Genomic DNA, 22,616 nt, shown 5'->3' on the forward strand with positions numbered 1-22,616 from the left:
GTTATAGCCCGCATGTCTGTGCGCTTTATTTAGAATTTGCTACCACGACAAAGTAATGCACAGCATCCTGTACATGTAATAATTTTCAAGCTAAACTTGTCTTATATAATGTACAAGTGAGGTGCAAAATGAGAATAGTCTCTTTTACCGAAGCCCGAAATAGTCTAAAAACCGTTTTGGATAACGTAATTAATGATGCAGATACGACAGTAATCACTCGTCGTGACACTGAAGATGCGGTTGTAATGTCATTAGATTACTACAACAGCCTTATGGAAACTGTTCATTTACTTCGCTCTCCAGCGAACGCTGAACATTTAAACCGTTCAATTGCGCAGTTTAAAGCGGGCAAAACGACTCCACGAGAACTTATTGATGAGTAACAGGTTATTATCATGGACTGATGAAGCTTGGAATAGTTACGTCTACTGGCAGACTCAAGATAAGAAAACCTTGAAACGTATAAATAAGCTAATTGTCGATGTTAAGCGTTCTCCATTTGATGGGATTGGAAAACCGGAACCCCTCAAAGAAAATCTTTCAGGCTTCTGGTCTCGTAGAATAGATGATACAAATCGTTTGGTATACGCCGTGGATGATACAGCAATTACAGTTATCTCGTGCCGTTACCATTACTAACTAAACAAGATAAATAAACAAGACACCCATCTTAAATTCTTCATTCTATCTTGCCGTTATTTAGCACAAGTAACCATCAGGTTTAACGCCATTGGCATTAAACCTGACAGCTCAAATTTAACCAAGCAACATTTAATTAGTTGGCATTAAATAAATCTCGCGTACGCTGTTGCGCTGGTTTGCTTCAATAGCAAACAGTACGGCGTCGGCTACATCTTGTGGGTCGAGTTTGTCGGGTTTAGCTTCATCAAAAAATGGGGTGTTTACCATGCCTGGTGCTATGGTTGTGCAGCGGCCATTCCATTCGCTCATTTCCTCAGCTAAGTTTTGTCCAAAGCCATAAGCAAACCATTTAGTGGCACCGTAAATAGAGCCGCCAATTGGCTTACGGCCAGCGGCAGAGCTGGTTAATATAAAGTGACCTTTGTTTTGGCGTATATGCGGCAGGGTTAATTTTGCAGTCCACAGTAGGGCTTTAATGTTTATGTCAATCATGGTTGACCACTCATCTGGGTCACCTTTTTCGGTGCCAGCGGTTGAAACACCCATGCCTGCGTTAGCAAAGGCTACATCCAATCGGCCAAACTTTTCAATGCCTTTTGTTACTACGTTTTCAAGTGCGGTAAAGTCTGTGGCATCTGCAGCTACGCTAAGTGCGTTATTTGAGCCTAATGATTCAACTAATTTAGTTAATTTGTCTTCGCTTCTGGCGGTTAAAATGACTTTGTGGCCATTGTTAACCAGCGTTTTTGCGGTTGCTTCGCCAATACCGCTTGAAGCACCTGTAATGAGGACTATTTTTTCTTTCGCCATGATTATTTCTCCTATGTTTACATATTCAAAATTATGAGAATAGTTTTACTAATGAGTGGGTCTTAAATGTATTTCTCTGATGTTATTACGCTGATTTGCCTCAATGGCAAATAGCACAGCATCGGCAACATCTTGCGGGTATAACTTGTCAGGTCTTGCTTCATCAGTAAAAGGGGTATTTACAGCGCCAGGGGTGATGGTTGTACAACGCCCATCCCATTCACTAATTTCTTGTGCTAGGTTTTGAGAAAAACCATAAGTAAACCATTTGCTTGCACCGTATATAGAGCCTTTAACAGCTCTGCGACCAGTTGCTGAGCTAGTAATAATAAAGTGTCCTTTGCTTTGGCGTAAATGCGGCATTGTTAGTTTTGCAGTCCACAGTAGGGCTTTAATGTTTATGTCGATCATGGTTGACCACTCATTGGGGTCGCCTTCTTCAACCCCTAAAGTGTCTAGCCCTTTACCTGCATTAGCAAAGGCAACATCTAAACGACCAAATTTTTCAATGCCTTTAGCAACTACGTTTTCAAGCGCGGTAAAGTCGGTTGCATCTGCGGCTACGCTAATGGCGTTATCTGAGCCCAATGACTCGACTAATTCAGTTAATTTATCTTCGCGTCTAGCGGTAAGTATTACTTTATGACCATTGTTAACCAACATTTTTGCGGTTGCTTCGCCAATACCACTTGAAGCGCCGGTTATGAGTACAATTTTCTCTTTTCCCATAGATAACCTCTTTTGTGAACCTTGAAAGCTTAAAATAACCATACCAATAAACGATTAACCTATATTGAATAGGCGCTATAAATTAGCCGTAAATAGGTGGGCTCTACGTATCAAAAACCATAGTTTTAACGGTATTTTTAAAGTTGAAATAAGTGATTAAAAAAGATAGGTTTAAATTTTTTATTCTATATACTCGCGCCACTTCTTTTGAAGTCGGTTTTATTAGATTTAACCATTATTTTGCTGAGTTTCAGCCACATTTATCGGAACAAACATGAAAGATAAGCTTTTAGCGTTTTGGCAAAGCCATTCAGAAACAATCATCACTTTAGGGTACAAAGTGATTTTAGCGTTGGTGATTTTAGTTGCGAGTGCCTTAATTGCACGCTCGGTTAAAAAAGCGATTAAAAACTCTAAATCGCCATTAAAAAGAGTAGATAGTACGCTACTCCCGCTTTTATCGAGTATTGTTGGTTATTTAGTTTATATAATTGGCGGGCTATTTATTTTAGATATTTTTGGCGTTAATACGGCAAGCTTAATTGCGCTAATGGGCGCTGCGGGTTTAGCGATTGGTTTAGCCCTTAAAAATACGCTGAGCAATATTGCTGCGGGTATTATGCTGCTAATACTCAGACCTTTTAAAATAGGCGACTTTGTTGATGCCAGTGGCACACTTGGTACTGTGAGTGAAATCAACCTATTTACCACTATTTTTAAAACCACCGACGGTCTTTATATAGCATCGCCTAACGGCAAAGTGTGGGGTGGTAATATTAAAAACTTTACCCGTAATGGCAAAAGACGAATGGACATAGTGGTGGGTATTTCGTATGCCGACTCTATTGATGTTGGCTTAGATGTACTTAAAGAATTAGCCGCATCAGAGAGCCGATTACTCGCAGAGCCTGCACCTAAAGTAATGGTGACATCAATAGGCGAAAGCGCAGTAAACATTCAATTACGTGCGTGGGCTGTTAATGGTGATTATTGGCAAACTGTGTGGGATTTAAATAAACGTGTTAAAGAAGCTATTGAAGGTGCTGGGCTGAGTATTCCGTTTCCGCAGCGTACGCTGCATATATCTGAGTCTATGGCGTCGGCAGTAACGGTTAATACCAACCCGCAATAATACTTAATCATTTTACGGGGCTAAACGTGTCGCTACCTGCGTAAAAAATTCTCATTTACGACTGCATGGATGCAGAAGGTAGAGCAATGCAGGAGCAATTGCCGAGAACAACTGAATAGCGAATTTTTTGCCTAGTTATCAACACGTTTTTCCAGCCTCAAAATAGATCACTTAATTAAGCGAATTGGTATAATAAAGACGTTTAAATTCTAGTAGCATAAACACGAATAAAAATAGCGAGCCTTTGCTCGCTATTTTTGTATTAGCCTTTGTGTAGGCTAAGGTATTAACCTTCTAATTGAAAGTCGTACACTGAGCCTAAATTAAGTAGCTGCGTTAGCTCATCAAGTGCTTGGTAGCTTTCGGTGAGTAGGGCTGAATCTGCAAAGTCACTTGCGCCTAATTTGTCGCGGTAGTTACGTTTTGCCCAGTCACACAGTTGTGTGTATTTAGTATCAGTTAAAATAACCTCAGGGTTTACTGCAGCAAGTTCTTGCTCGTTAAGGGCTACACGTAAACGCAAGCAAGCTGGGCCGCCACCATTTTGCATACTTTGGCGTAAATCAAAAAACTGCACTTGGTTTACTGGGTTATCAGCCATAATCATTTCTTCAATGTAGGCGTTAACCGCGCTGTTGCGTTTACACTCTTGTGGTGCCACTAACAGCATTGAACCATCTTCAAGGCTCACTAGCTGGCTGTTAAATAAATAGCTACTTACAGCGTCGGTAATGCTTACTTTATCGGTAGGTACTTCAATAATGTAAAATTCTTTATTGCCCACATACGCTTCGCGAATATCTTGCAGTGCCAAAGCTTGGTTTAAAAATGCTTGCTGGTGGCACAGTAATACATTGGCGTTACCTACTGCAATTACATCGTTATGAAACACGCCTTGGTCTATTACGTCTGGATTTTGCTGTAGTAAAATTTGGCTTGAATCCTTTAAGTTATGTAAGCGACAAATTGCTTCTGAGGCTTCGAGTGTTTGCCTTGCAGGAAATTTAGCTGGTTTTGGTAATTGGCTGTTAAACGCGCTGGCACCAAATACAAACATTTCAAGGCCTTGCTCGCCGTGGCTGTCACAAAAACGAGTATGGTTTGCTGCACCTTCGTCGCCAAAAAAGCCTTGGTCGGGTAAATGGGTATGATGCGCAAAGTATTTGTCGTTATTAAACATCGCTTTTAATAAGCGCGTAGTGGTTGCAGGCTCTAATGAACGATGAAACTTATTATTTAAATTAGCTGAAGTAAAATGTACTTTGCCGTCGGTTGTATCAGGAGATGGCGATACCGTAGCTGCATTTGCTGTCCACATTGCTGACGCTGAATAACACGCGCGTAATAAAATAGGATCTGCTTTAAATGCTTTGTGAATTACTTGTGCATCGTTACCGGTAAAGCCTAAGCGGCGCAGTACGTTTAAGTCGGGGCGCGCATGAGGGGCAAATACACCTTGAGTTAGGCCTTTGTCGTGCATGGCTTTCATTTTTTCAAGGCCTTGAAGCACAGCCTCTTGAGGATTTGAAAAGCTTGCTGCGTTATTTAACGAGGCAACATTACCATACGATAAACCAGCGTAGTTGTGAGTAGGGCCAACTAAGCCATCAAAATTAACTTCCAAAGCGTGCATACACGTTCCAACTAAAAATTTTCAATAGGATGCAACAATACAACGCATTAGGGCTGCTTGCAAAGTTATAAACGCAGTGTTTTTACTAATTTTTTCGACGTTTTTAAATGTGGAGTTTATTACAAGGAGGTTGTTTTTATATTGAACGATTAATTTGAAGTTTAATTAAAATGTACACATAAATTTCATAGTGTGCAAAAGCTTAGCCTAAAGTAGGTTTTTACATTTAAGCTTTATGCCAAGCCTTTACACAATACGATGTTACTTAACATAGACGCGCTCTTTGTCAGCGGTGGTATGGGTATTTGTTGGATCATTAACTTGCCAAACGCTAATGTCTAAACGCCATAAAAGGTAAAGGGTATGGTATAAGTTGAACATGGTTTTTCCTTGGTATTTTCACTGAACACATCAGTTTATTGGAAGAAGTATGCCAACATTAACTTGAATATTTTATGAATATAAATCAGGTATTTAGTATTTAAGTGTAAATACATACTTAAGGATTAGCACCAAAGAGGTGAAGTATTTTTAAAATATGCACCAGTGTGGTGTGTTTTTAACAAAAAAGCCCTGCAACTATTGGGTCACTTAAATGTGCAAGGCTTTTTAAAAAATGTAGTCACTTAAAAAGTAAATTAGCGGCCTACTTTTCCTTTGACTAAAGGCTCGAACGACATTACTTTAAACTTACCGTGGCTTTGATTTTTGCCATTATTAAGTACAGGCGAATTATGTAAATCGTCAACGGTAAAGTATATTTTATGATCGGCTCCGTAGCTAAAGCCATCAGGCCAGCTTAAGCGTTCGTCCTTAAATAATACTTCGTAGTTGCCAGTGGGTTTAACTACGCCAATTGCGCCATTGGTTATGTCGGTTACATATATGTTACCGCCGCCATCAACAATAATACCGTCTGAAATTGGCTTAGTGCCGTAACGCGTAACTTTGTCTTCAAGCGCTTTAGCCGAAAGGCTCTCGTTATTTATATCGCTGGTGGCAATGCGGTAAACCGATGTACCCGACATTGAGCCAAAGTAAAGCCAATCTTCGTTAGGGTCAAGCGTAATAGGGTTAACACCTAAGCGGGCTGGTTGTCCGCCAAGGCTCATTATGCGCCCATCAATAACCATATCGATATTTTCGGCGGTGGTGTAATGGCTATTTTGTAACACTCTGCGTGCGACACCTGTTTTAAGGTTTACCGTAATAATAGCGGCTTGGCTGCCTTGGGCTGTGTCGGCAATGTATACAACGCCATGTTTATTATCGATGACTAAATCGTTTAAAAACGAGGTGTCGGTAATGGTTGGTTTAGCCAGATAAATGATTTTATGTAGTTGCTCTTTGTTTGTATCCCAACCTACTAAGCGCCCAGCGTGATCGGGCCCTGAAGTGTCGAGCATCCATAATACACCATCGCTTGATACGTTTATGCCAAGTACGTCGTAAAAACCTTTACCGTTATTGTACGCGTATGCCCACTCTTCATTAGGATAGGGCTTAGTTGTACCATCGCTTAAAAGCTCCATAATTTTTTGCTTTTGGCCAAAAAAGCCATGCACAGATAAAAACTTTCTGCCCGATGGGGTAATAGCAATGTTGCCCGGAGGGTGCTGCGCATCAAATGTGGCTACTGTTTTTAAATCAGCATTTTGGCCAGCGGTGTTAGCAGATACAGCGTTGCTACCTAAAAGTGCCGTGCTACACGCCGCTGCTAATAGTAGTTTTTTAATATGAGTCATTTTTAAAACCTTTTAAAACACGTTTATTGTTTAAAAATTAAGAGCCTAATCGGCTAAGTCGTTTACTACTAAATCGAGCAGCTGCATCAACTGTTTCGCTTGTGTTGCATCTACACTATCAAATTTACATAAAATATTTTTAGGAATATCGGCTGCTTTTAACTTAAGTGATTGGCCATGCTTGGTTAGCTGAACTAGGCGTTTGCGTTTGTCGTGCTCATCTTTAATAACAGCCAGTAATGATTTGTCGCTCATTTTTTTGAGTATTTGGGTCATTGCACCGCCATCTATCGCGGTTTTATCTATTAGCTCTGCAATTGTTATTTCGTCTTGCTCCCACAGCGCCATCATTACTACGTATTGCGGATAAGTTAAATTTAGCTCGTTTAAAGGCTCGCGATACGCACGCGCAATGCTGTTAGATGCCATATATAACCGATGACATAACTGATTTTTTAACTTTAATTGCTCAAACGGCATAACGTTATCCTTTATTTCGATACATGGTATTTTAATTTGCATGCAAAGTATTTGCAATCTCTAATTACTTGTTCTATTATTTTGCATACAAACTAAATTAATTACTAAACTTTGGAGTTCATTATGAATGTATTACAAAACGTAGCTTATACAGCAAAAGCAACTGCAACTGGCGGCCGCGAAGGCGTAGCTAAATCTGATGATGGTCGTTTAGATGTAAATTTATCAACACCTAAAGGTTTAGGCGGAGACGACGGTCAAGGTACTAACCCTGAGCAATTATTTGCCGCAGGTTATGCCGCGTGTTTTATTGGCGCACTAAAATTTGTAGCAGGTAGCGAAAAAATAGATTTACCAAGCGACACACATATTGACTCACAAGTATCTATTGGCGCGATTGAAGGCGGTTTTGGTATTGCAGTAAAACTTGCTGTATCACTAGGTGATATGGATAAAGCTGCAGCGCAGGAGCTTGTAGATAAAGCGCACCAAGTATGTCCATATTCAAACGCAACACGTGGCAATATTGAAGTAGAGCTTTCAGTTATTTAATTAATTGCTAAGTTAACTAATACTGTAATAGCCCAGTGGTTTTGCCACTGGGCTTTTTTGTGCGTGGAGTTTAATAAAAATGAGTCGTTAAATAAATATACAAAAAATCATATATTCACTATTCCATATATTCTGTTTTTGTTTTATTGTATGTGCAATAAAACTGCGAGGACAATATGGAACAATTCAACCCACTTCAATTTTATAAATGCCTAGCGGACGATACGCGTTTAAAAGCAATGCTGCTCATTAGCCATCAAGAAGAGCTATGTGTATGCGAACTGGTTACTGCACTTGAGCTAAGCCAGCCTAAAGTGTCTCGCCATTTAGCGCAGTTAAGACAATGCGGATTGTTGAGCGACCGTAAACAAAATCAATGGGTTTATTACAGTATTAATAAAGCCCTACCAGAGTGGGCTAAAAATGTATTAACGCAAACGCTTACTGCTAACCCTTCATTTTATGAAAACGATTTAACGCGCTTAAATGTTATGGGTAATCGCCCTGAACGTATTACTAGCTGCTGTAACTAACTTATTAAAGGTATTTAATTATGACTATTAAAGTAGGTATTAACGGTTTTGGCCGTATGGGACGTTTAACTCTGCGTGCAGCAGTTGATTGGCCAGAAATAGAGTTTATTAAAGTAAATGATGTAGCGGGCGATGCTAAAACCCACGCACATTTAATTGAGTTTGACTCAGTACACGGGCGCTTAGCACAACAGGTTTCTAGTGATGATAATAGCTTTAGTGTGGGTAAGCATACGATTGCAGTTACCAACAACAAAGCCATAAACGAAACTGATTGGTCTGATTGCGATGTAGTAATAGAAGCCAGCGGTAAAATGAAAACCACAGAGCTGTTAAATCAATATTTAGTGCAAGGTGTTAAGCGTGTTGTGGTAACCGCACCTGTAAAAGAAGACGGTATTTTAAATGTAGTAATGGGTGTAAACGATGATCTTTATAACCCAAGTGAGCATAACATTGTTACAGCCGCCTCTTGTACTACTAACTGTTTAGCGCCAATAGTAAAAGTACTGCAAGAAAAAGTGGGCATTAAACACGGCTCAATGACTACTATTCACGACATTACTAATACTCAAACGATTATTGATGCCCCTCATAAAGATTTACGACGTGCGCGTTCATGCGGTACAAGTTTAATTCCTACTACAACCGGTAGTGCAACGGCTATTACGCATATTTTTCCTGAGCTTAAAGGTAAATTAAACGGCCATGCCGTGCGCGTACCTCTTACTAACGCATCAATTACTGATTGTGTTTTTGAGCTCGAGCGAGGTGTTACACAAAGTGAAGTAAACACGTGGTTTAAAGACGCTGCAAATAACGAGCTACAAGGTATTTTAGGCTACGAAGAAAAGCCGCTTGTATCTATAGATTACAAAACAGATCCGCGCAGCTGCACTATTGATGCGCTTTCAACCATGGTCATTAACAACACTCAACTTAAACTATACGCTTGGTACGATAACGAGTGGGGTTATGCAAACCGTACTGCTGAGCTAATGCTAAAAGTTGCACAAAGTGATTTGGTTTAATCTCGTTTAAAAAGGTTTAACGCTATGTTTGCGCAGTTGGCTAACTTACCGAGCTCTATAAAACAATATTTAATAATTACTGGTAACTATTGGGCATTTACTTTAACTGATGGTGCGCTACGCATGTTGGTGGTGCTGTATTTTCATCAGTTGGGTTATGGCGCATTTGCGATAGCCATGTTGTTTTTGTTTTATGAAATATTTGGGGTGATCACCAATTTAGTAGGTGGTTGGCTTGGCGCGCATTTAGGGTTGAACAAAACCATGAATGTAGGGCTTGGGCTACAACTTGTCGCTTTAGCTATGCTTTGCGTGCCAGGGGATTGGCTAACCGTTGCCTATGTTATGGCAGCGCAAGCACTGAGTGGCATAGCAAAAGACTTAAATAAAATGAGTGCAAAGAGTGCCATTAAGTATTTAGTACCGCAAGACGATGCAGGGCAAAGCCAATTATATAAATGGATTGCCATACTTACCGGCTCTAAAAATGCTTTAAAAGGGGTGGGCTTTTTTTTAGGCGGCTTATTACTAACTGTATTTGGTTTTGTGGGGGCATTAATAAGTCTAATTATTTTACTTAGTGTTGCGTGGGTTATTAGTTTAATTTTTTTAAAAGGCGATATTGGTAAAGCTAAAAACAAACCTAAGTTTAAAGAATTATTTTCTAAATCGCGGGCAATTAACTTACTTAGCGCAGCGCGTTTATGCTTGTTTGCAGCGCGCGATGTATGGTTTGTAGTTGCACTACCTGTTTACTTAGCCGCTCAGTTTAACTGGGATCATTGGTGGGTCAGCGGTTTTATGGCTTCGTGGGTAATTGCTTATGGGCTGGTGCAATCGCAAGCACCGCGAATAACTGGGCAAGGTGATTCAACTTCACATTCGGTCAAAAAAGCATACTGGTGGGTTGCTTTATTAAGTGGTGTAACTGGCATTTTGGCGTTGTTGATGCAATTGGATATAGCGGTACATTTTACGCTTGTAATAGGCTTACTTATTTTTGGTGGAGTATTTGCTGTAAATTCATCGCTGCATAGTTACTTAATAGTAAGTTTTGCTAAAAATGATGGGGTGTCACTAGACGTTGGCTTTTATTATATGGCCAATGCGATAGGGCGTTTGCTTGGTACGGTGCTTTCTGGTTGGGTTTTTCAAGTATATGGGCTTAGTGCGTGTTTATGGGTAAGTGTGTGTTTATTATTTTTAGCCGCAATTACAACAGCACGGTTAGCTAAACTTTAAAAAATCCAACGTATTGTATTAAATTCAATTTGTTTAACGATATTCATAGCTTCGTCGGTTAGATCTACTAAACTGTATCAGTAGTTTTAATTTAAAGGGTGTAATGAATGCGAGAAATATCGTTAGCAAAAAAGTTACTCTGGCTTAGTGTCGGTAGTATATTTATAACTGTACTAGTGTTATCAGGCGTTTTGTGGTGGCAGTTATCATCAAGTAATAAGCAGTTAGCGACTAAATCTGAAGAGTACATTACTGTAGAAGTAGAAGAAAAGCTTAATGCTCATGCAGCTGGATACGGAGAAAAAATTGCAGGCTTTATTAATGAAGCTTACCGCATTCCTTATTCATTAGCGGCTTTATTAGGTGACGCAGCCAAAAGCGAAACCCTGAGCCGCGATACGGTAGTAAGTATTAACCGCTCGATGTTAGAGCAAAATACTCTGCTTTCTTCTATATATTCGCAATTTGAGCCTAATGCTTTTGATGGGCAAGATTCGAGCTTTAAACAAGGTTACAAACATTCGGTTAATGGTAATGGCACCTTAGAGGTGTATATTACTCGCGACCAAAACGGCGTAATTGAACAGCAAAAAGTAGCTAATGCTGCCGATAAATATATTACCTCTTTAAATGAATTTGGTATTCGTGAAGCGCATTGGTATTTGTGTGCAAAAGACACGCTTAAGCCTTGTATTATGGAACCGTATTTATACGAAATCCCATCGGGCGACTCAGTAATGCTAACTTCGTTAACTGTGCCTATTTTAAAGTCAGGTCAGTTTATTGGTTTAGCTGGCGTTGATTTAACGCTCCCAACTTTTCAGGGCTTGACCGAAAAGCTGTCGAGCGAGCTTTACAACGGCCAAGCAAAAGTAACACTTTTAAGTGATATAGGTTTAATTGTAGGCAGCAGTCACTATAAATCTAAATTAGGCCGCCCATTTAAAGAAGCGGTTAGTAGCAACACTTACAGTGAGCTGGTTAAATTTAAAGGCCAACATGGTCTCTTTAAAACGCCTAGCGAGTATTTAGTTAACTACCCAATTAATATAAAACTAGCTAACACTCAGTGGTCATTAATCATAGAAGTACCTACAGAACTAGCACTTGCAGGGCCTGAAGCGCTAGAAAAAAACATGCAAGAAACAGCAACATCACTCAGATTTATTATTTTAATAACAGGCTTAGTAATTGCTGTGGTTGCTTTTGTTATTATGAAATTAGTAATAGCAGGTGTAATAGCGCCGCTACAACAAATTCAACAACGTGTAGATAACTTAGCAAGTTCTGAAGGTGATTTAACACATACATTGCATGTTGATAGTCACGCAGAGCTTATTGCATTAGCTGGTGGGTTTAATCGATTTTTAGCAAAGCTACGTGATTTAATTTCTGAGCTTAAAACGGTGTCTGATCAAACCAAGCAGCAAGGCGAAATAGCACAACACATAGCTATTGATACAAAGCATAATGTGCAATCTCAATTTCAAGAAATTGAAAGTGTGGTAACGGCTATGAACGAAATGAGCGCAACAGCACTTGAAGTCGCCAGAGCATCAGAGCAATCAGCCCAACAAGCCGATGAAATAAATAGCTTGGTAGTAAGCAGTGAATCGAGCTTATCATCAGCGATGACGCAAGTTAAAACGATGTCTGAAGAAATTAAAGAAGCTAACCAAGCCGTTGAAAAAGTTGCTTCGCGTAGTAAAGACATTACGCAAATATTAGATGTAATTCGTACTATTTCAGAACAAACAAATTTACTTGCACTTAACGCTGCTATTGAAGCTGCGCGCGCTGGTGAACATGGACGCGGCTTTGCCGTTGTTGCCGATGAAGTACGTGCACTTGCTTCTAAAACGCGTTCATCAACAGACGACATAAGCCAGCTAATTGATAGTTTATTATCTGAAGTAGGTAACGCATCTACCGTTATTGAAAAAGGCGTAGTACGTGCACAAAATGCCGTTGATGAAACATCAGTAGCTTTTGATGCTCTGCACAGTGTTGTTGTTAAAGTTGATGAAATAACCAATCAAATTACACATATTGCAACTGCTGCTGAAGAGCAAAGTTTAGTAACTGAAGAAATAAACCGTAATTTAACGCTTATATCTGATGCCGCATCGCAACTTGCTGACTTATCTACACAAGCAGGGGATAGCAGCGAAGCGCTTAATGCACTCGTTGCCCAGCAAGATAATGAACTTAATAAGCTTAAAACGTAACTTACAAATTAAGTTTTAAGCACAAAAAAAATGGCCAGTTAATACTGGCCATTTTTATTTAGTAGAATAAATGTAACTTGTTGAGAATGCTAGATAACTGCTATTTATAACTTTTTAATCAACATAAACATTTGGTTGATCATTGGCTCAGCAAATTGCTCTACATTAGGACGATTAAAATAACCGCGTAAACCTGTAAATTGCACTTGAAAAAAGCGCGCATATTCAACAGCGGTCAACGTGTTACTTAACTCACCTTTGTTTATTGCTTGGTTAAATAATTGCGTTAAATAAGCTTCAAATTGAGCCGTTAAATCTAAGCTTAGCTCATACAGGTTTGAGTCTTTTTCTGCAAACTCGCTGTTTGCTTTAACTAGCATACAAATAGCGCTTGGGCTGCAATCTTTTGTTTTAATTACCACGTTTTCAACAAACGCACGTAATCCACCAAGTACTGTATCGGCACTTGATAAAAACCCTTCTATTTGGGTTTTCATTTGTACGGTGTAATCTTTCAGCGATTCGCAATATAGACCTTCTTTAGAGCCAAACGCAGAGTAAATACTACCCGGGCGCATATTAACTGCTTCTTGTAAGTCACGCGTTGAGGTTGCATGAAAACCTTTTTGCCAAAATAGCTGACTAGCAACGCGAACTACATTCTCGCGTTCAAATTTAACCTTATTAGCCATATCATTCTCAATCAATTTGAACATTTGCTCAATTTTAACTTGAACAGTCGCTCAAAATCAAATACTATGTGTCTCGAAGTTACTTAAAACTATTAATTATTAGGAGCTAACCATGGCCGAATTTACTTTATACACTCAAGAAAACGCACCAGAAGAAGCAAAACCGTTACTAGCTGATTCAGTAGCAGCATTTGGTATGCTTCCTAACTTACATACAGTAATGGCTGAAGCACCAACATTACTTAAAGGTTACCAAGTACTGCATGAGTTGTTTCAAAAAACATCGTTCAACGCAGAAGAGCTAACAGTAGTATGGCAATCAATTAACGTAGAGCATGAATGTCATTACTGTGTTCCTGCTCACAGTGGCATTGCAGCGGCAATGAAGGTTGATCAAGGTATTGTTGACGCACTTGTTAACAAAACACCACTTGAAAACCCTAAGCTAGAAACTCTTCGTGAAACTACACTTGCAATGACACGTGAACGTGGCGTGATCAGCGATGAGCAAATCGAAAAATTCTTTGCCGCAGGTTACGCTAAGCAACAGCTACTTGAAATTATTGTAGGCTTGTCTCAAAAAGTAATGAGCAACTACACTAATCACCTTGCTGATACACCAGTAGACGCTGCATTTAAAAAATACGTAAAATAAATACGGTTTTATAAATGACAAAAGGCAGCCTAGGCTGCCTTTTGTACTTTTAAATCACAGCTATTTAAACTTAACCGTTTTTGTACTGCGTGTATAAATACGTTGTTCGGGCTTTGTCCACTCACCCTTTTTAAGGTAAGAGGTCGATACAAGAAATTTATCGTCCTTTAGTTCACTCATCGATTTAACCTTTGTAATACCATCTTGGCTACCAGTTACATCTTCATAAGCTACAAATTGAGTGGGGCTGAGGACTTTCATAGTCCCTTTTGTATAAAACCCTGCTGTTGTGAAATAGTAAAATACCAAAGACTCTTTTTTACTGTCGTAAAAAATCATCGACTCGCCGCCATACTCACCTTCATTAATAGAGTGCTTGGTATGTATCGCTTTACCGTTTAAAGCACGCTCCCAACGGCCAACATCTTGTATTTTTTTAGCACCTTCAGGTACTTTAAAGTCAGCCTGCCAAGTTCCTAAATAGGGCTTAAATACGGCAAGTTCTTTATCAAGGTTGGTGGATGTATCGGATGCATAGCTACTAAATGTTAATAAGCATAAGACTAAGAATATCGCTTTAAAATATGTCATAATTTGGCTCTTGTTTTTGTAATACCAATGCCAAGTATAGGCGATAATTAATTGATAAAGAAAATATTAATCACATTCTCATTACTTTATTTAGCCGCCATTTGGCAGGCTTACATACTGCAATACTTACCTGTTTATATACCTATATATGTACCTGGTTATATAAGTGTATTAAGTGCTATCACTTTTTTAATGTACGCGTGGGATAAGCGACAAGCTAAGCGCTCTTCACATAAAAAAGTAAACCGCACGCCAGAGCGCACACTGCAACTACTTGCATTATTTGGAGGATGGCCGGGGGCATTACTTGCTCAACAATTACTTCGTCATAAATCACAAAAGCGACGTTTTATAGTGGTGTTGTGGTTATGTATTTTAATAAATGTAGGGGCTGTGGGGAGTTTATTATATTATTTGGGGTAGTTTAAAATTATGCCTTTAATACATGTGAAATGTTTAAAGGCATAATTAAAGTTTAGATACTGGACTAGTTAGCCGCTTCAGTTGCTGCTACTTCATCTAAATTTACTGTTAAAATTGTCTTTTTATCGACTACAACCCACTTGCGGTAAGTTAAGTAACCTGGCTTGCTTACTTCAACGTCGTACTTACCTTCTTTAAGTTCAATGGCATCTTGGTACACAGGCGCAATGTTCATAATGCGTACGCGTGCATCACTAGGATTAGTGATTACAGTTAATGAAATAGGTGCTACAGCTTCGACAATTTCTTCTTGTACTTGAACTGCTTCTTCTTTTGCAAGTTGCTGCGTTTCATCTACAGACGATGTAGTTGAACAACCACTTAGTATTAGTAATGCCGCTAGTGCGCTTATCTTTTTCATAGGTACTCCATAAACTCATTTAAATAGTGATAATTACGAAAAATCTTGGAGGAGTTTATGCAAAATGATCGCTCAACCCGTCGTCCTTGACCTTCGTTTGTTAAAACAAAACGTTTGTTAGTTTAATATATTTTTAGTTATTTGGTGATGCTCTCGCAATAAATAGTTTTTAAAGCATTACATTATCAAGAGACTGAGTAATAGCTTCGCTTCTTTCAACTAGTTGCTCTGCTGTACGGTACATCTTTCTTTTCATTAACGTATTTGCCATAGTGATATAACGTCTAGATAATTCTTGTTTTAAAGAAACGAGTAATGAAAAGTCTTTAGGTAATGTTGCAGACTCGGTATTGATTAATTCTTCAAAATCTAATAAATCTCTGTACTCTTCAATCGTCTCTAGTTTTTGTGTGTATCTATCAAATCTAGGACCGTAAAATACGACGGCATCTTCAGTAGGAAAATCAGCTGGTTCACCTAGGTTTACTTTCTTTTGGTAAAGCGTTAAAGCATCTATCGCCGACTCTCTTTTTAGAAGGTCTGCAAAGCCAAGTTCATTTTTTTGATTATTGGTGAAAATAGCTTTACCAACATTAAGTAAAGATTTTTGCGTGATAACATCATCTTCTTCAATCGCTTTATCTAAGGCAAGTTTATAGTTATCAAAATGCACTTCAGACGGGCGATAAACGTAGGTGCTATCGACTACACTTAAATCATTGATTAATTGTGGAATACTATTATTGTCTAGTTCACTATAGCGAGATTGCTCAAGTAACAAATCAATACGAGAAGTAATATCTGAGATTATTGATTGACGCTCTCTTAAAATGCTTTCGAGTTGTACCGATAGCTTTTCTGAATCTGGGTAATACTCCAAGGCTTTACTATAAACATTAATTGTTTCATCAAAGTCTTTAAACTTGTTAGCGCTTGTATTGATTTGATTCGCTCTGTAATCAAAACTTTGTAGAATATTAGCTTGATTAGATCTTAATAATCCCTGTTTTAATACCTCGTATTGAGGTGGAATTTCTGCAAGCTTGTTTAGAATCTCCGGCCCATCCCAAGACATCCATGTTTCTACTTGTTGGTTAATTGCTTTTGCATTATCTAATTTTGCTTCAAGCTGCTTTATATTATTTGTATTTGATAGATAGTACTGACCAGCCAAAAGGGCTAACACAACAGTACTGGCTGCAAGTGCTATTGCCGGTTTAAAGTTACTTTGAAGCTTATCTAAAACAGGCTTTAACGAATCAGTTCTTTTTGCTGCATCTAAAGAAATTGCTTTATTAAGTGTGCCCCATAACCATAAAGGGCAGTTACTAGGACGTTTTGCCGATGTATCTTTAGGGAGTGTGTCTGCTGCAACACGATTATATGGATGTTTGCTACTTAATAACTCTAGGGCAATACACGCATAAGAAAAAACGTCATCTTTAACGGATGCTGCAGCACCTTTTAATTGTTCAGGACTTGCATAGGTTGGCGTATAACCACCTACAGTGCCTAGGCTTGATTCACTATTAACTGCATAGGCATCTTCAATGGTTTTGTGTTTAGCAATACCAAAGTCAAGTACCTTGAGGCTACCATTTGAATCGAAGATTATATTCGATGGCTTTAAATCGTTATGAATGACGCCACGAGAATGGGCATAAATTAAAGCATCGGCAAGTTGATTAAGAATCACGCTCGCTTTTTTGAAAACCATTCCAGAGGGTTTGTTGCGTTTAATTATTTGCTCTAGCGTTTCGCCTTCTACTAATTCCATGGTTACGTAATGTAAACCGTTATCAGAACCTGCAGAATATACTTTTACAATATTTGGATGGGAGAGCTGTTGTGTTTTAGTTGTTTCATCCTTAAGAAGTGAAATAGCTTCTTCAGAATGAGAAAACTCTTCTAATAATACTTTAATCGCTACGAAAACTTCAGGACGACTCGCACTTTCTAAAAATAAATCTCTGGCTCGGTAAATGTAACACATGCCACCTTGGCCAATAAGTTCTTCAACTAAGTAGCGATCCGATACTTTTTTACCAATAAGGTTTAATTTATTTATTGCTTTTGACGTGCGAAGATTTGAGTCAAGCGAAGCTATCTGCGTTTTATCATTAGAACTGTTGACACCGCTCATTATAAATCCTTTTATTGTGTATATTAAAATAATCGCAAAGGTGAGTTTTTTATTTTTATCAATTCTCCCTTTGATAAGCGCTGTATTTTTACAAAAATTAGCCAACTTAGCAATGTTTCTAAAGCAGAACTTTCGTACAAAACTTTAAAAAATTAAGGGCTTTTATATTAATTATTGAAATATCGTTTATTTACAGTTTATTTTTATAAACAGCGTAAGCCTACAGGCATTGTTTTGTAACACTTCTAGGGGCTTAAAATGAATAAAATGTAATGCTAATTATTAAATAGCAATTTTTTAAATGGGAACATACAAAATATCTTTTGTAAGCTTTGAAAGGGCTTTTTTATATAGGTTTTGTTTAATTTAATTTATTTAAATTTGAGCTTTTGTATGGTTGAGTATATTTTTATATATTAATTTCAATGTTGACAATAGTTTCTCTTCTACTTTATCCTAATGAGAATGTAGATTTATGGGACTAACTTATCAAATGGAACTGATACTAAACATCACTAGTTATCATAGACTCTCTCCAGAAATTGAAGCAACTAAAACAGTAAAAGACTCTCTAATATTTGGCCGTTCAGAAGCATGTGATTGGCATTTTCCTGATCCTGAAAAAATCATTTCTAGTAAGCACGGACGCATAGTTAAAGAGGGCGACTCTTTTTATGTTTACGATACATCTACAAATGGTACTTTTGTAAATTTTGGTGTAGCTCCATTAGGTCAAGGCAATAAACAACGCTTGTCAAATAGTGATACGATCACTGTGGGTGATTTTCAGATAGAGGTAAAATTAGCTACTAATGAAAAAACACCTGACACCGATTATGGTAATTTAAGCGCTGCAGCTAGTATTAGCAAAGAGCCAGAAAGATCTTATCAGCATCCTACGGAGCATTTTTCTGAGCCAGAACAGTATTTTAATGAATCAATAATGGATGAGTCTATGCCTGCAGTTTCTATGACTCAGGCCAGTGACATTAATTCAGCTAACCAAATACCGGAAAACTGGGATGAGCTTGCTCACTTAATGAACCCAGAAGCTGTAACTCAACAAGCACCTGTTGTAAGTAAGCCACAACAAAAGCCAGCTGTTGAGCAGCAAACTTCAGTTAATACACCAGTACTAGATACGCCTGTAACTAAACCTCAAGCAGTAAAGCCTGCTCCTAAACCAGTAGTGCAAAAAAATCCAACATCGCCTAGTGAAGATACCGCTTTAACTGATGCTTTTTTGAACGGGCTGGGGGTCAAAGCTGAGTTGCAAAATTCATTAAACTCACAAGAACTTTGGTTTGAAATGGGCCAAGGGTTAAATCTATTACTGACCGAGTTGATGGAGTCTCTTCGCCAAAGAGCGCTTGTAAAAAACCAATTGCGTTTAAACCAAACGATGTTTCAAACTCAACAAAATAACCCAATTAAGTTTTCGGCAGATATTGATGACGTTATTCAGAATTTATTCATCAGAAATAGTGCAAGCTTCCTGTCGTCTCAAGAATCAATCAAAGAAAGCTTTGTTGATACGCGAAGACATGAACATGCTTTATTAGCAGGAGCTGACGGCGTATTAAAAGGGATGTTAGAGCAAGTTTCTCCCCAACATATAAATCAACAAATAAATGATAATTCTAACGTATTAAAAATCATCCCTGGTCAAACAGAGGCTAAGTGCTGGAAGCTATACAAAAATTTATATGATGAGTTATCTCATGATGTAAATAGTAAGGGAGCTATGGCGTTGTCAGATGATTTCTTAAAAGCATACAACGATAGAATTAAAGAATCGTTCTAGAAAGGAAAGTAGATAATGAACAAATTTAAGCTCTTTTTAATGAGTTTCAGTTTACTGTTTTTAGCCATGGGTTGTTCAACTGTTAATAAGTTTGTGCCTCCTTCTACGGATCTAAAAATTAATGTGTCTAAAAATGTAAATCCAGACACGTCAGATAGACCTTCGCCGGTAGTAATGAAAATTTTTGAGCTTAGCTCGAGAACAATTTTTGATACTCAGGATTTCTTTAGCCTGTATGAAACACCTGAAAAACTATTAGGCCCAGACTTATTAAAAAAAGATGAATTAGAATTACAGCCAAACTCTGTTCAAGAATATAAAATGAGCTTAAACCGCAATACACGATATGTTGGTGTTGTTGTCGCGTACAGAAATATCGATCAAGCACGATGGAGAGCTGTAATCGAAGTTGACCCAACTGGCTATGACGATATAGATGTAAATGTTGAAGCAATTGCTACATACATGAGAGAGCAGTAAAAAAGGATTTGTACAATGAGTGATAACACTCGTGTTGCCTGGACCGAAGGAATGTTCTTAAGGCCGCAACACTTTCAGCAGTCAGATAAGCATTTTTCGCATTTAATTAAGCAAATTTGTAATGGGAATTTAGCAGATCCTTGGGGCATACTTGATATAAGTATCGATACTCAGCTATTAAGCTCAGGCCAATTTGCTATTGAGTCATTGTCAGCTATTACCCCTGATTTGCTACCTATCGATATGCCTCAATCTACCTCTTTGCCTGAGCCTTTAGTGGTGGGCAAAGATGTTTATGATGAAATAATTTATTTAGCGGTTCCGGCACTAAAAGCCAGTGGTATTAATATTTCATCTTTAGATGAGGATATTGTTACGCGTTATAAACTAAACGACTTATCTGTAAGTGATGACTCTTTAGGTGCACAAGCTCAAGAAATTATTCAAGTAGCTAAGGTATTTAGTAAGTTAGTATTGTCATCAGACGACCATGCAGGCTATATATTATTGCCACTTGCACGCATTGTTGAAGTTAGCAGTGAAGGTCAAATTAAGCTCGATCCAAAGTATATACCAGCATCGTTAAAAGTCGGTCAGTGTAAGCCATTACTTGGTTTAGTGAGAGAGATTGGCTCAATGATCAAGCAGCGCTCAGAGAGTATTGCTGTTAGATTGTGCCAAGGTTATGCGGGAAGTACCTCTGTAGCTGATTTTATTATGCTGCAAACATTAAACAAGTATGACGCTGTTTTTGAAAACTTATTATCAGTTAATAATCTTCATCCAAGCGTTCTTTATACACGTCTAATAGAGCTTGCTGGTGAGTTATCTACTTTTAGTACAGTAAACAAAAGAGTGCCTAAATTACCTAAGTACGATCATAAAAACTTAGGCCCAGTATTTAGTGAAGTAGTAAACTTTTTATACCAATCTTTAAGTCATGTAATTGAGCAAACTGCTACAGAAATAAAGTTAGAGCAAAGCAAGTTTGGTATTTCTTTTGGTGCGCTCAAAGACAAATCAGTACTTAGCTCAGGTCAATTTGTATTGGCTATTAAAGCCAGTGTTCCTCACGAGGAGCTTCGTAAGATATTACCTTCTCAAATTAAAATTGGTAGTGTTGAGACAATCCGAGATTTAGTAAATAATCAAATCCCAGGTATTACAATCAGTAACTTACCAACGGCACCGCGTCAAATTCCTTACCATGCAGGTTTTCATTATTTTGAATTAAATAAACATGGCGAGCATTGGGCTAAACTTCATTCAAGTGGTGGTATTGCTATCCACTTGTCAGGAAATTACCCCGAGTTACAACTAAGCCTGTGGGCAATAAGAACTTAACTTTTAAAAGGAAGAGTTTCAATGGACGAAACCATTATAAAACCACGTCCTGGTCGATTAGGGCGTGATGCCTCAAATAATCCTCAAGTAGATAATGATCCAGACAAAACAGTCATGTCTGTTGAGCCTGTTGCAAGTAGTATTCCTAGTAATGCAAAGGTTTCTATATTTAGAAACCCATTAATGGAAGCCGCAACAGACTGTTTCTCTTTGGTTATTTCAATTAGAAAATCAGTTGAGATGACTAACTTAGCTGCGTTAAAGCATCGATGTGTAGAGGCTATCAAACGTTTTGAAGTCGAACTACGTAATCAAAATTTATCAAAAGATGTAATCAAAAACTCTCGTTATTGTTTATGTGCAATTTTAGATGAATCAGTTTTAAACTCTAAATGGAGCTCTATGGAATGGGCTGACGAAAGCTTGCTTTCGACATTTCATAAAGAAACTTTTGGCGGTGAGTACTTTTATACTTTACTTGATAATGCATTGACCCAGCCTGAGCAACACAAAGCCTTTTTAGAGCTGCAATACCACTGTTTAAATTTAGGTTTTAAAGGTAAGTACAGACTAGATACTGTGGGTGACAATAAAGTAGAAGAATACCGCTCACAAATGTACCACTTATTAAATCAATTAGATGGGCCAATCAATAATAAGCTTTCTCCTAACTGGAAACAAAGAGTAGCCGCTGGCGTAGAATTAAGAAATCAGGTGCCATTGTGGGTTATTTTTTCTGTTTTAGGCTTACTTTTACTTACCGTTTATTTATTTATAAATATGAAGCTAAATGATGATGTTATGGCTGTTAGTGACAAGCTTGCAATCATTCATCCTGTAGCTGAAGACCAAGCAGTAGATAAAAAAGATCAGCAGTTACTTGTACTAGAGCAGCTATTACAAACTGAGATTCAAATGGGGATTGTGACGATAAAGAAAAATATCGATAGGATCAGAATCTCAATTAATAGTGAGAGCCTTTTTAATCAAGGTGACTCTAAATTGTTACCTTCATTTCAGCCTATTTTAGAAAAACTAGCGTTAAGCCTTGAAGGAACCAAAGGACGTATTTTAATAACCGGCCATACAGATGACACACCAATTAGAACTGATAAGTACCCTTCTAATTGGCACCTTTCTTTAGCGCGCGCAACGCAAGTTGCAAACTCTATGGCTAAAAGTACAAACCTCAGTGGGCGTTTATGGCCCGAAGGTAAGGGCGCAGCAGAGCCTATTGCCAGTAATTCAGATTCAGCTTCTCGGTCACTAAACCGACGAATTGAAATCGATTTATTATTTTAAGAGG

23 protein-coding genes are annotated in these 22,616 nt (G+C 38.2%); 14 read left to right on the plus strand and 9 right to left on the minus strand.

Going from position 1 to position 22,616, the window contains the following annotated elements:
• Positions 1 to 128: 128 nt before the first annotated feature.
• Positions 129 to 383, plus strand: a complete 255-nt coding sequence (locus AC5NT5_RS17770; RefSeq protein WP_273605234.1) for a type II toxin-antitoxin system Phd/YefM family antitoxin — start codon at positions 129 to 131, stop codon at positions 381 to 383.
• Positions 376 to 639 (plus strand): Txe/YoeB family addiction module toxin, encoded by a 264-nt coding sequence (locus tag AC5NT5_RS17775; protein WP_004587014.1) that lies wholly within the window; start codon positions 376 to 378, stop codon positions 637 to 639. The genes AC5NT5_RS17770 and AC5NT5_RS17775 overlap by 8 nt, the downstream gene beginning before the upstream one ends.
• Positions 640 to 771: 132 nt before the next feature.
• Here AC5NT5_RS17775 and AC5NT5_RS17780 read toward each other — a convergent pair whose 3' ends face one another.
• Positions 772 to 1,452: an SDR family oxidoreductase gene (locus AC5NT5_RS17780; protein ID WP_182738713.1), complete on the minus strand. Its 681-nt coding sequence runs from the start codon at positions 1,450 to 1,452 to the stop codon at positions 772 to 774.
• A 48-nt stretch (positions 1,453 to 1,500) separates the two neighbouring features.
• On the minus strand, positions 1,501 to 2,181 hold the full coding sequence (locus AC5NT5_RS17785; protein WP_024597442.1) for an SDR family oxidoreductase: 681 nt from the start codon (positions 2,179 to 2,181) through the stop codon (positions 1,501 to 1,503).
• A gap of 274 nt (positions 2,182 to 2,455) precedes the next feature.
• Between AC5NT5_RS17785 and AC5NT5_RS17790 the strand changes: the two genes are divergently transcribed.
• Positions 2,456 to 3,313 carry a mechanosensitive ion channel family protein gene (locus AC5NT5_RS17790; RefSeq protein ID WP_494513678.1) on the plus strand — a complete coding sequence of 286 codons (858 nt, stop codon included), beginning with the start codon at positions 2,456 to 2,458 and terminating at the stop codon, positions 3,311 to 3,313.
• A 286-nt stretch (positions 3,314 to 3,599) separates the two neighbouring features.
• Here AC5NT5_RS17790 and astB read toward each other — a convergent pair whose 3' ends face one another.
• The 3 genes from astB to AC5NT5_RS17805 all read right to left on the minus strand — a co-directional run bounded on the left by astB (position 3,600) and on the right by AC5NT5_RS17805 (position 7,171).
• Positions 3,600 to 4,946, minus strand: a complete 1,347-nt coding sequence (gene astB, locus AC5NT5_RS17795) for an N-succinylarginine dihydrolase (RefSeq protein ID WP_004334492.1) — start codon at positions 4,944 to 4,946, stop codon at positions 3,600 to 3,602.
• A 638-nt stretch (positions 4,947 to 5,584) separates the two neighbouring features.
• The gene (locus tag AC5NT5_RS17800) at positions 5,585 to 6,691 is read right to left on the minus strand and encodes an L-dopachrome tautomerase-related protein (protein WP_182737662.1); all 1,107 of its coding nucleotides are present in this window, start codon (positions 6,689 to 6,691) and stop codon (positions 5,585 to 5,587) included.
• Positions 6,692 to 6,736: 45 nt separating this feature from the next.
• Positions 6,737 to 7,171, minus strand: a complete 435-nt coding sequence (locus AC5NT5_RS17805) for a MarR family winged helix-turn-helix transcriptional regulator (RefSeq protein ID WP_024595413.1) — start codon at positions 7,169 to 7,171, stop codon at positions 6,737 to 6,739.
• Positions 7,172 to 7,294: 123 nt separating this feature from the next.
• Here AC5NT5_RS17805 and AC5NT5_RS17810 point away from each other — a divergent pair, with 123 nt between their 5' ends.
• The 5 genes from AC5NT5_RS17810 (at position 7,295) to AC5NT5_RS17830 (ending at position 12,757) form a co-directional block, all read left to right on the plus strand.
• Positions 7,295 to 7,723 (plus strand): organic hydroperoxide resistance protein, encoded by a 429-nt coding sequence (locus AC5NT5_RS17810; protein WP_024595412.1) that lies wholly within the window; start codon positions 7,295 to 7,297, stop codon positions 7,721 to 7,723.
• Positions 7,724 to 7,899: 176 nt separating this feature from the next.
• The gene (locus AC5NT5_RS17815) at positions 7,900 to 8,256 is read left to right on the plus strand and encodes a metalloregulator ArsR/SmtB family transcription factor (RefSeq protein WP_024595411.1); all 357 of its coding nucleotides are present in this window, start codon (positions 7,900 to 7,902) and stop codon (positions 8,254 to 8,256) included.
• Between the two features lie 20 nt (positions 8,257 to 8,276).
• Positions 8,277 to 9,287: an ArsJ-associated glyceraldehyde-3-phosphate dehydrogenase gene (locus AC5NT5_RS17820; protein WP_494513679.1), complete on the plus strand. Its 1,011-nt coding sequence runs from the start codon at positions 8,277 to 8,279 to the stop codon at positions 9,285 to 9,287.
• 24 nt (positions 9,288 to 9,311) lie between these two features.
• Positions 9,312 to 10,529, plus strand: coding sequence for an organoarsenical effux MFS transporter ArsJ (arsJ, locus tag AC5NT5_RS17825; RefSeq protein ID WP_494513680.1), 1,218 nt, complete (start codon positions 9,312 to 9,314; stop codon positions 10,527 to 10,529).
• A gap of 107 nt (positions 10,530 to 10,636) precedes the next feature.
• Positions 10,637 to 12,757, plus strand: coding sequence for a methyl-accepting chemotaxis protein (locus AC5NT5_RS17830; RefSeq protein WP_182197178.1), 2,121 nt, complete (start codon positions 10,637 to 10,639; stop codon positions 12,755 to 12,757).
• A 104-nt stretch (positions 12,758 to 12,861) separates the two neighbouring features.
• Here AC5NT5_RS17830 and AC5NT5_RS17835 read toward each other — a convergent pair whose 3' ends face one another.
• A complete protein-coding gene (locus AC5NT5_RS17835) occupies positions 12,862 to 13,449 on the minus strand; it encodes a TetR/AcrR family transcriptional regulator (RefSeq protein ID WP_004334521.1) in 588 nt (195 codons plus the stop codon).
• 112 nt (positions 13,450 to 13,561) lie between these two features.
• On the opposite strand from AC5NT5_RS17835, the gene AC5NT5_RS17840 reads away from it, so the two are divergent.
• Positions 13,562 to 14,104, plus strand: coding sequence for a carboxymuconolactone decarboxylase family protein (locus tag AC5NT5_RS17840; RefSeq protein WP_335676699.1), 543 nt, complete (start codon positions 13,562 to 13,564; stop codon positions 14,102 to 14,104).
• Positions 14,105 to 14,164: 60 nt separating this feature from the next.
• Here AC5NT5_RS17840 and AC5NT5_RS17845 read toward each other — a convergent pair whose 3' ends face one another.
• Positions 14,165 to 14,695 (minus strand): hypothetical protein, encoded by a 531-nt coding sequence (locus AC5NT5_RS17845; protein ID WP_182711784.1) that lies wholly within the window; start codon positions 14,693 to 14,695, stop codon positions 14,165 to 14,167.
• 51 nt (positions 14,696 to 14,746) lie between these two features.
• On the opposite strand from AC5NT5_RS17845, the gene AC5NT5_RS17850 reads away from it, so the two are divergent.
• The gene (locus AC5NT5_RS17850; RefSeq protein WP_335676700.1) at positions 14,747 to 15,118 is read left to right on the plus strand and encodes a DUF1294 domain-containing protein; all 372 of its coding nucleotides are present in this window, start codon (positions 14,747 to 14,749) and stop codon (positions 15,116 to 15,118) included.
• 64 nt (positions 15,119 to 15,182) lie between these two features.
• Here AC5NT5_RS17850 and AC5NT5_RS17855 read toward each other — a convergent pair whose 3' ends face one another.
• Positions 15,183 to 15,539 carry a PEGA domain-containing protein gene (locus tag AC5NT5_RS17855; protein ID WP_024595403.1) on the minus strand — a complete coding sequence of 119 codons (357 nt, stop codon included), beginning with the start codon at positions 15,537 to 15,539 and terminating at the stop codon, positions 15,183 to 15,185.
• A 169-nt stretch (positions 15,540 to 15,708) separates the two neighbouring features.
• Positions 15,709 to 17,682: a serine/threonine protein kinase gene (locus AC5NT5_RS17860; RefSeq protein WP_024595402.1), complete on the minus strand. Its 1,974-nt coding sequence runs from the start codon at positions 17,680 to 17,682 to the stop codon at positions 15,709 to 15,711.
• 493 nt (positions 17,683 to 18,175) lie between these two features.
• Here AC5NT5_RS17860 and tagH point away from each other — a divergent pair, with 493 nt between their 5' ends.
• Genes tagH through tssL form a run of 4 tightly spaced genes read left to right on the plus strand, consistent with a single transcriptional unit; the run spans position 18,176 to position 22,612 of the window.
• Positions 18,176 to 19,486, plus strand: coding sequence for a type VI secretion system-associated FHA domain protein TagH (gene tagH, locus AC5NT5_RS17865; RefSeq protein WP_494513681.1), 1,311 nt, complete (start codon positions 18,176 to 18,178; stop codon positions 19,484 to 19,486).
• Positions 19,487 to 19,501: 15 nt separating this feature from the next.
• The gene (gene tssJ / locus AC5NT5_RS17870) at positions 19,502 to 19,966 is read left to right on the plus strand and encodes a type VI secretion system lipoprotein TssJ (protein WP_182671924.1); all 465 of its coding nucleotides are present in this window, start codon (positions 19,502 to 19,504) and stop codon (positions 19,964 to 19,966) included.
• 15 nt (positions 19,967 to 19,981) lie between these two features.
• Positions 19,982 to 21,310 carry a type VI secretion system baseplate subunit TssK gene (tssK, locus tag AC5NT5_RS17875; RefSeq protein ID WP_182737674.1) on the plus strand — a complete coding sequence of 443 codons (1,329 nt, stop codon included), beginning with the start codon at positions 19,982 to 19,984 and terminating at the stop codon, positions 21,308 to 21,310.
• Positions 21,311 to 21,331: 21 nt separating this feature from the next.
• The gene (tssL, locus tag AC5NT5_RS17880) at positions 21,332 to 22,612 is read left to right on the plus strand and encodes a type VI secretion system protein TssL, long form (protein WP_182671926.1); all 1,281 of its coding nucleotides are present in this window, start codon (positions 21,332 to 21,334) and stop codon (positions 22,610 to 22,612) included.
• Positions 22,613 to 22,616: the final 4 nt, after the last annotated feature.

The sequence above is a fragment of the Pseudoalteromonas sp. J2K-J599 genome, from assembly GCF_059295115.2.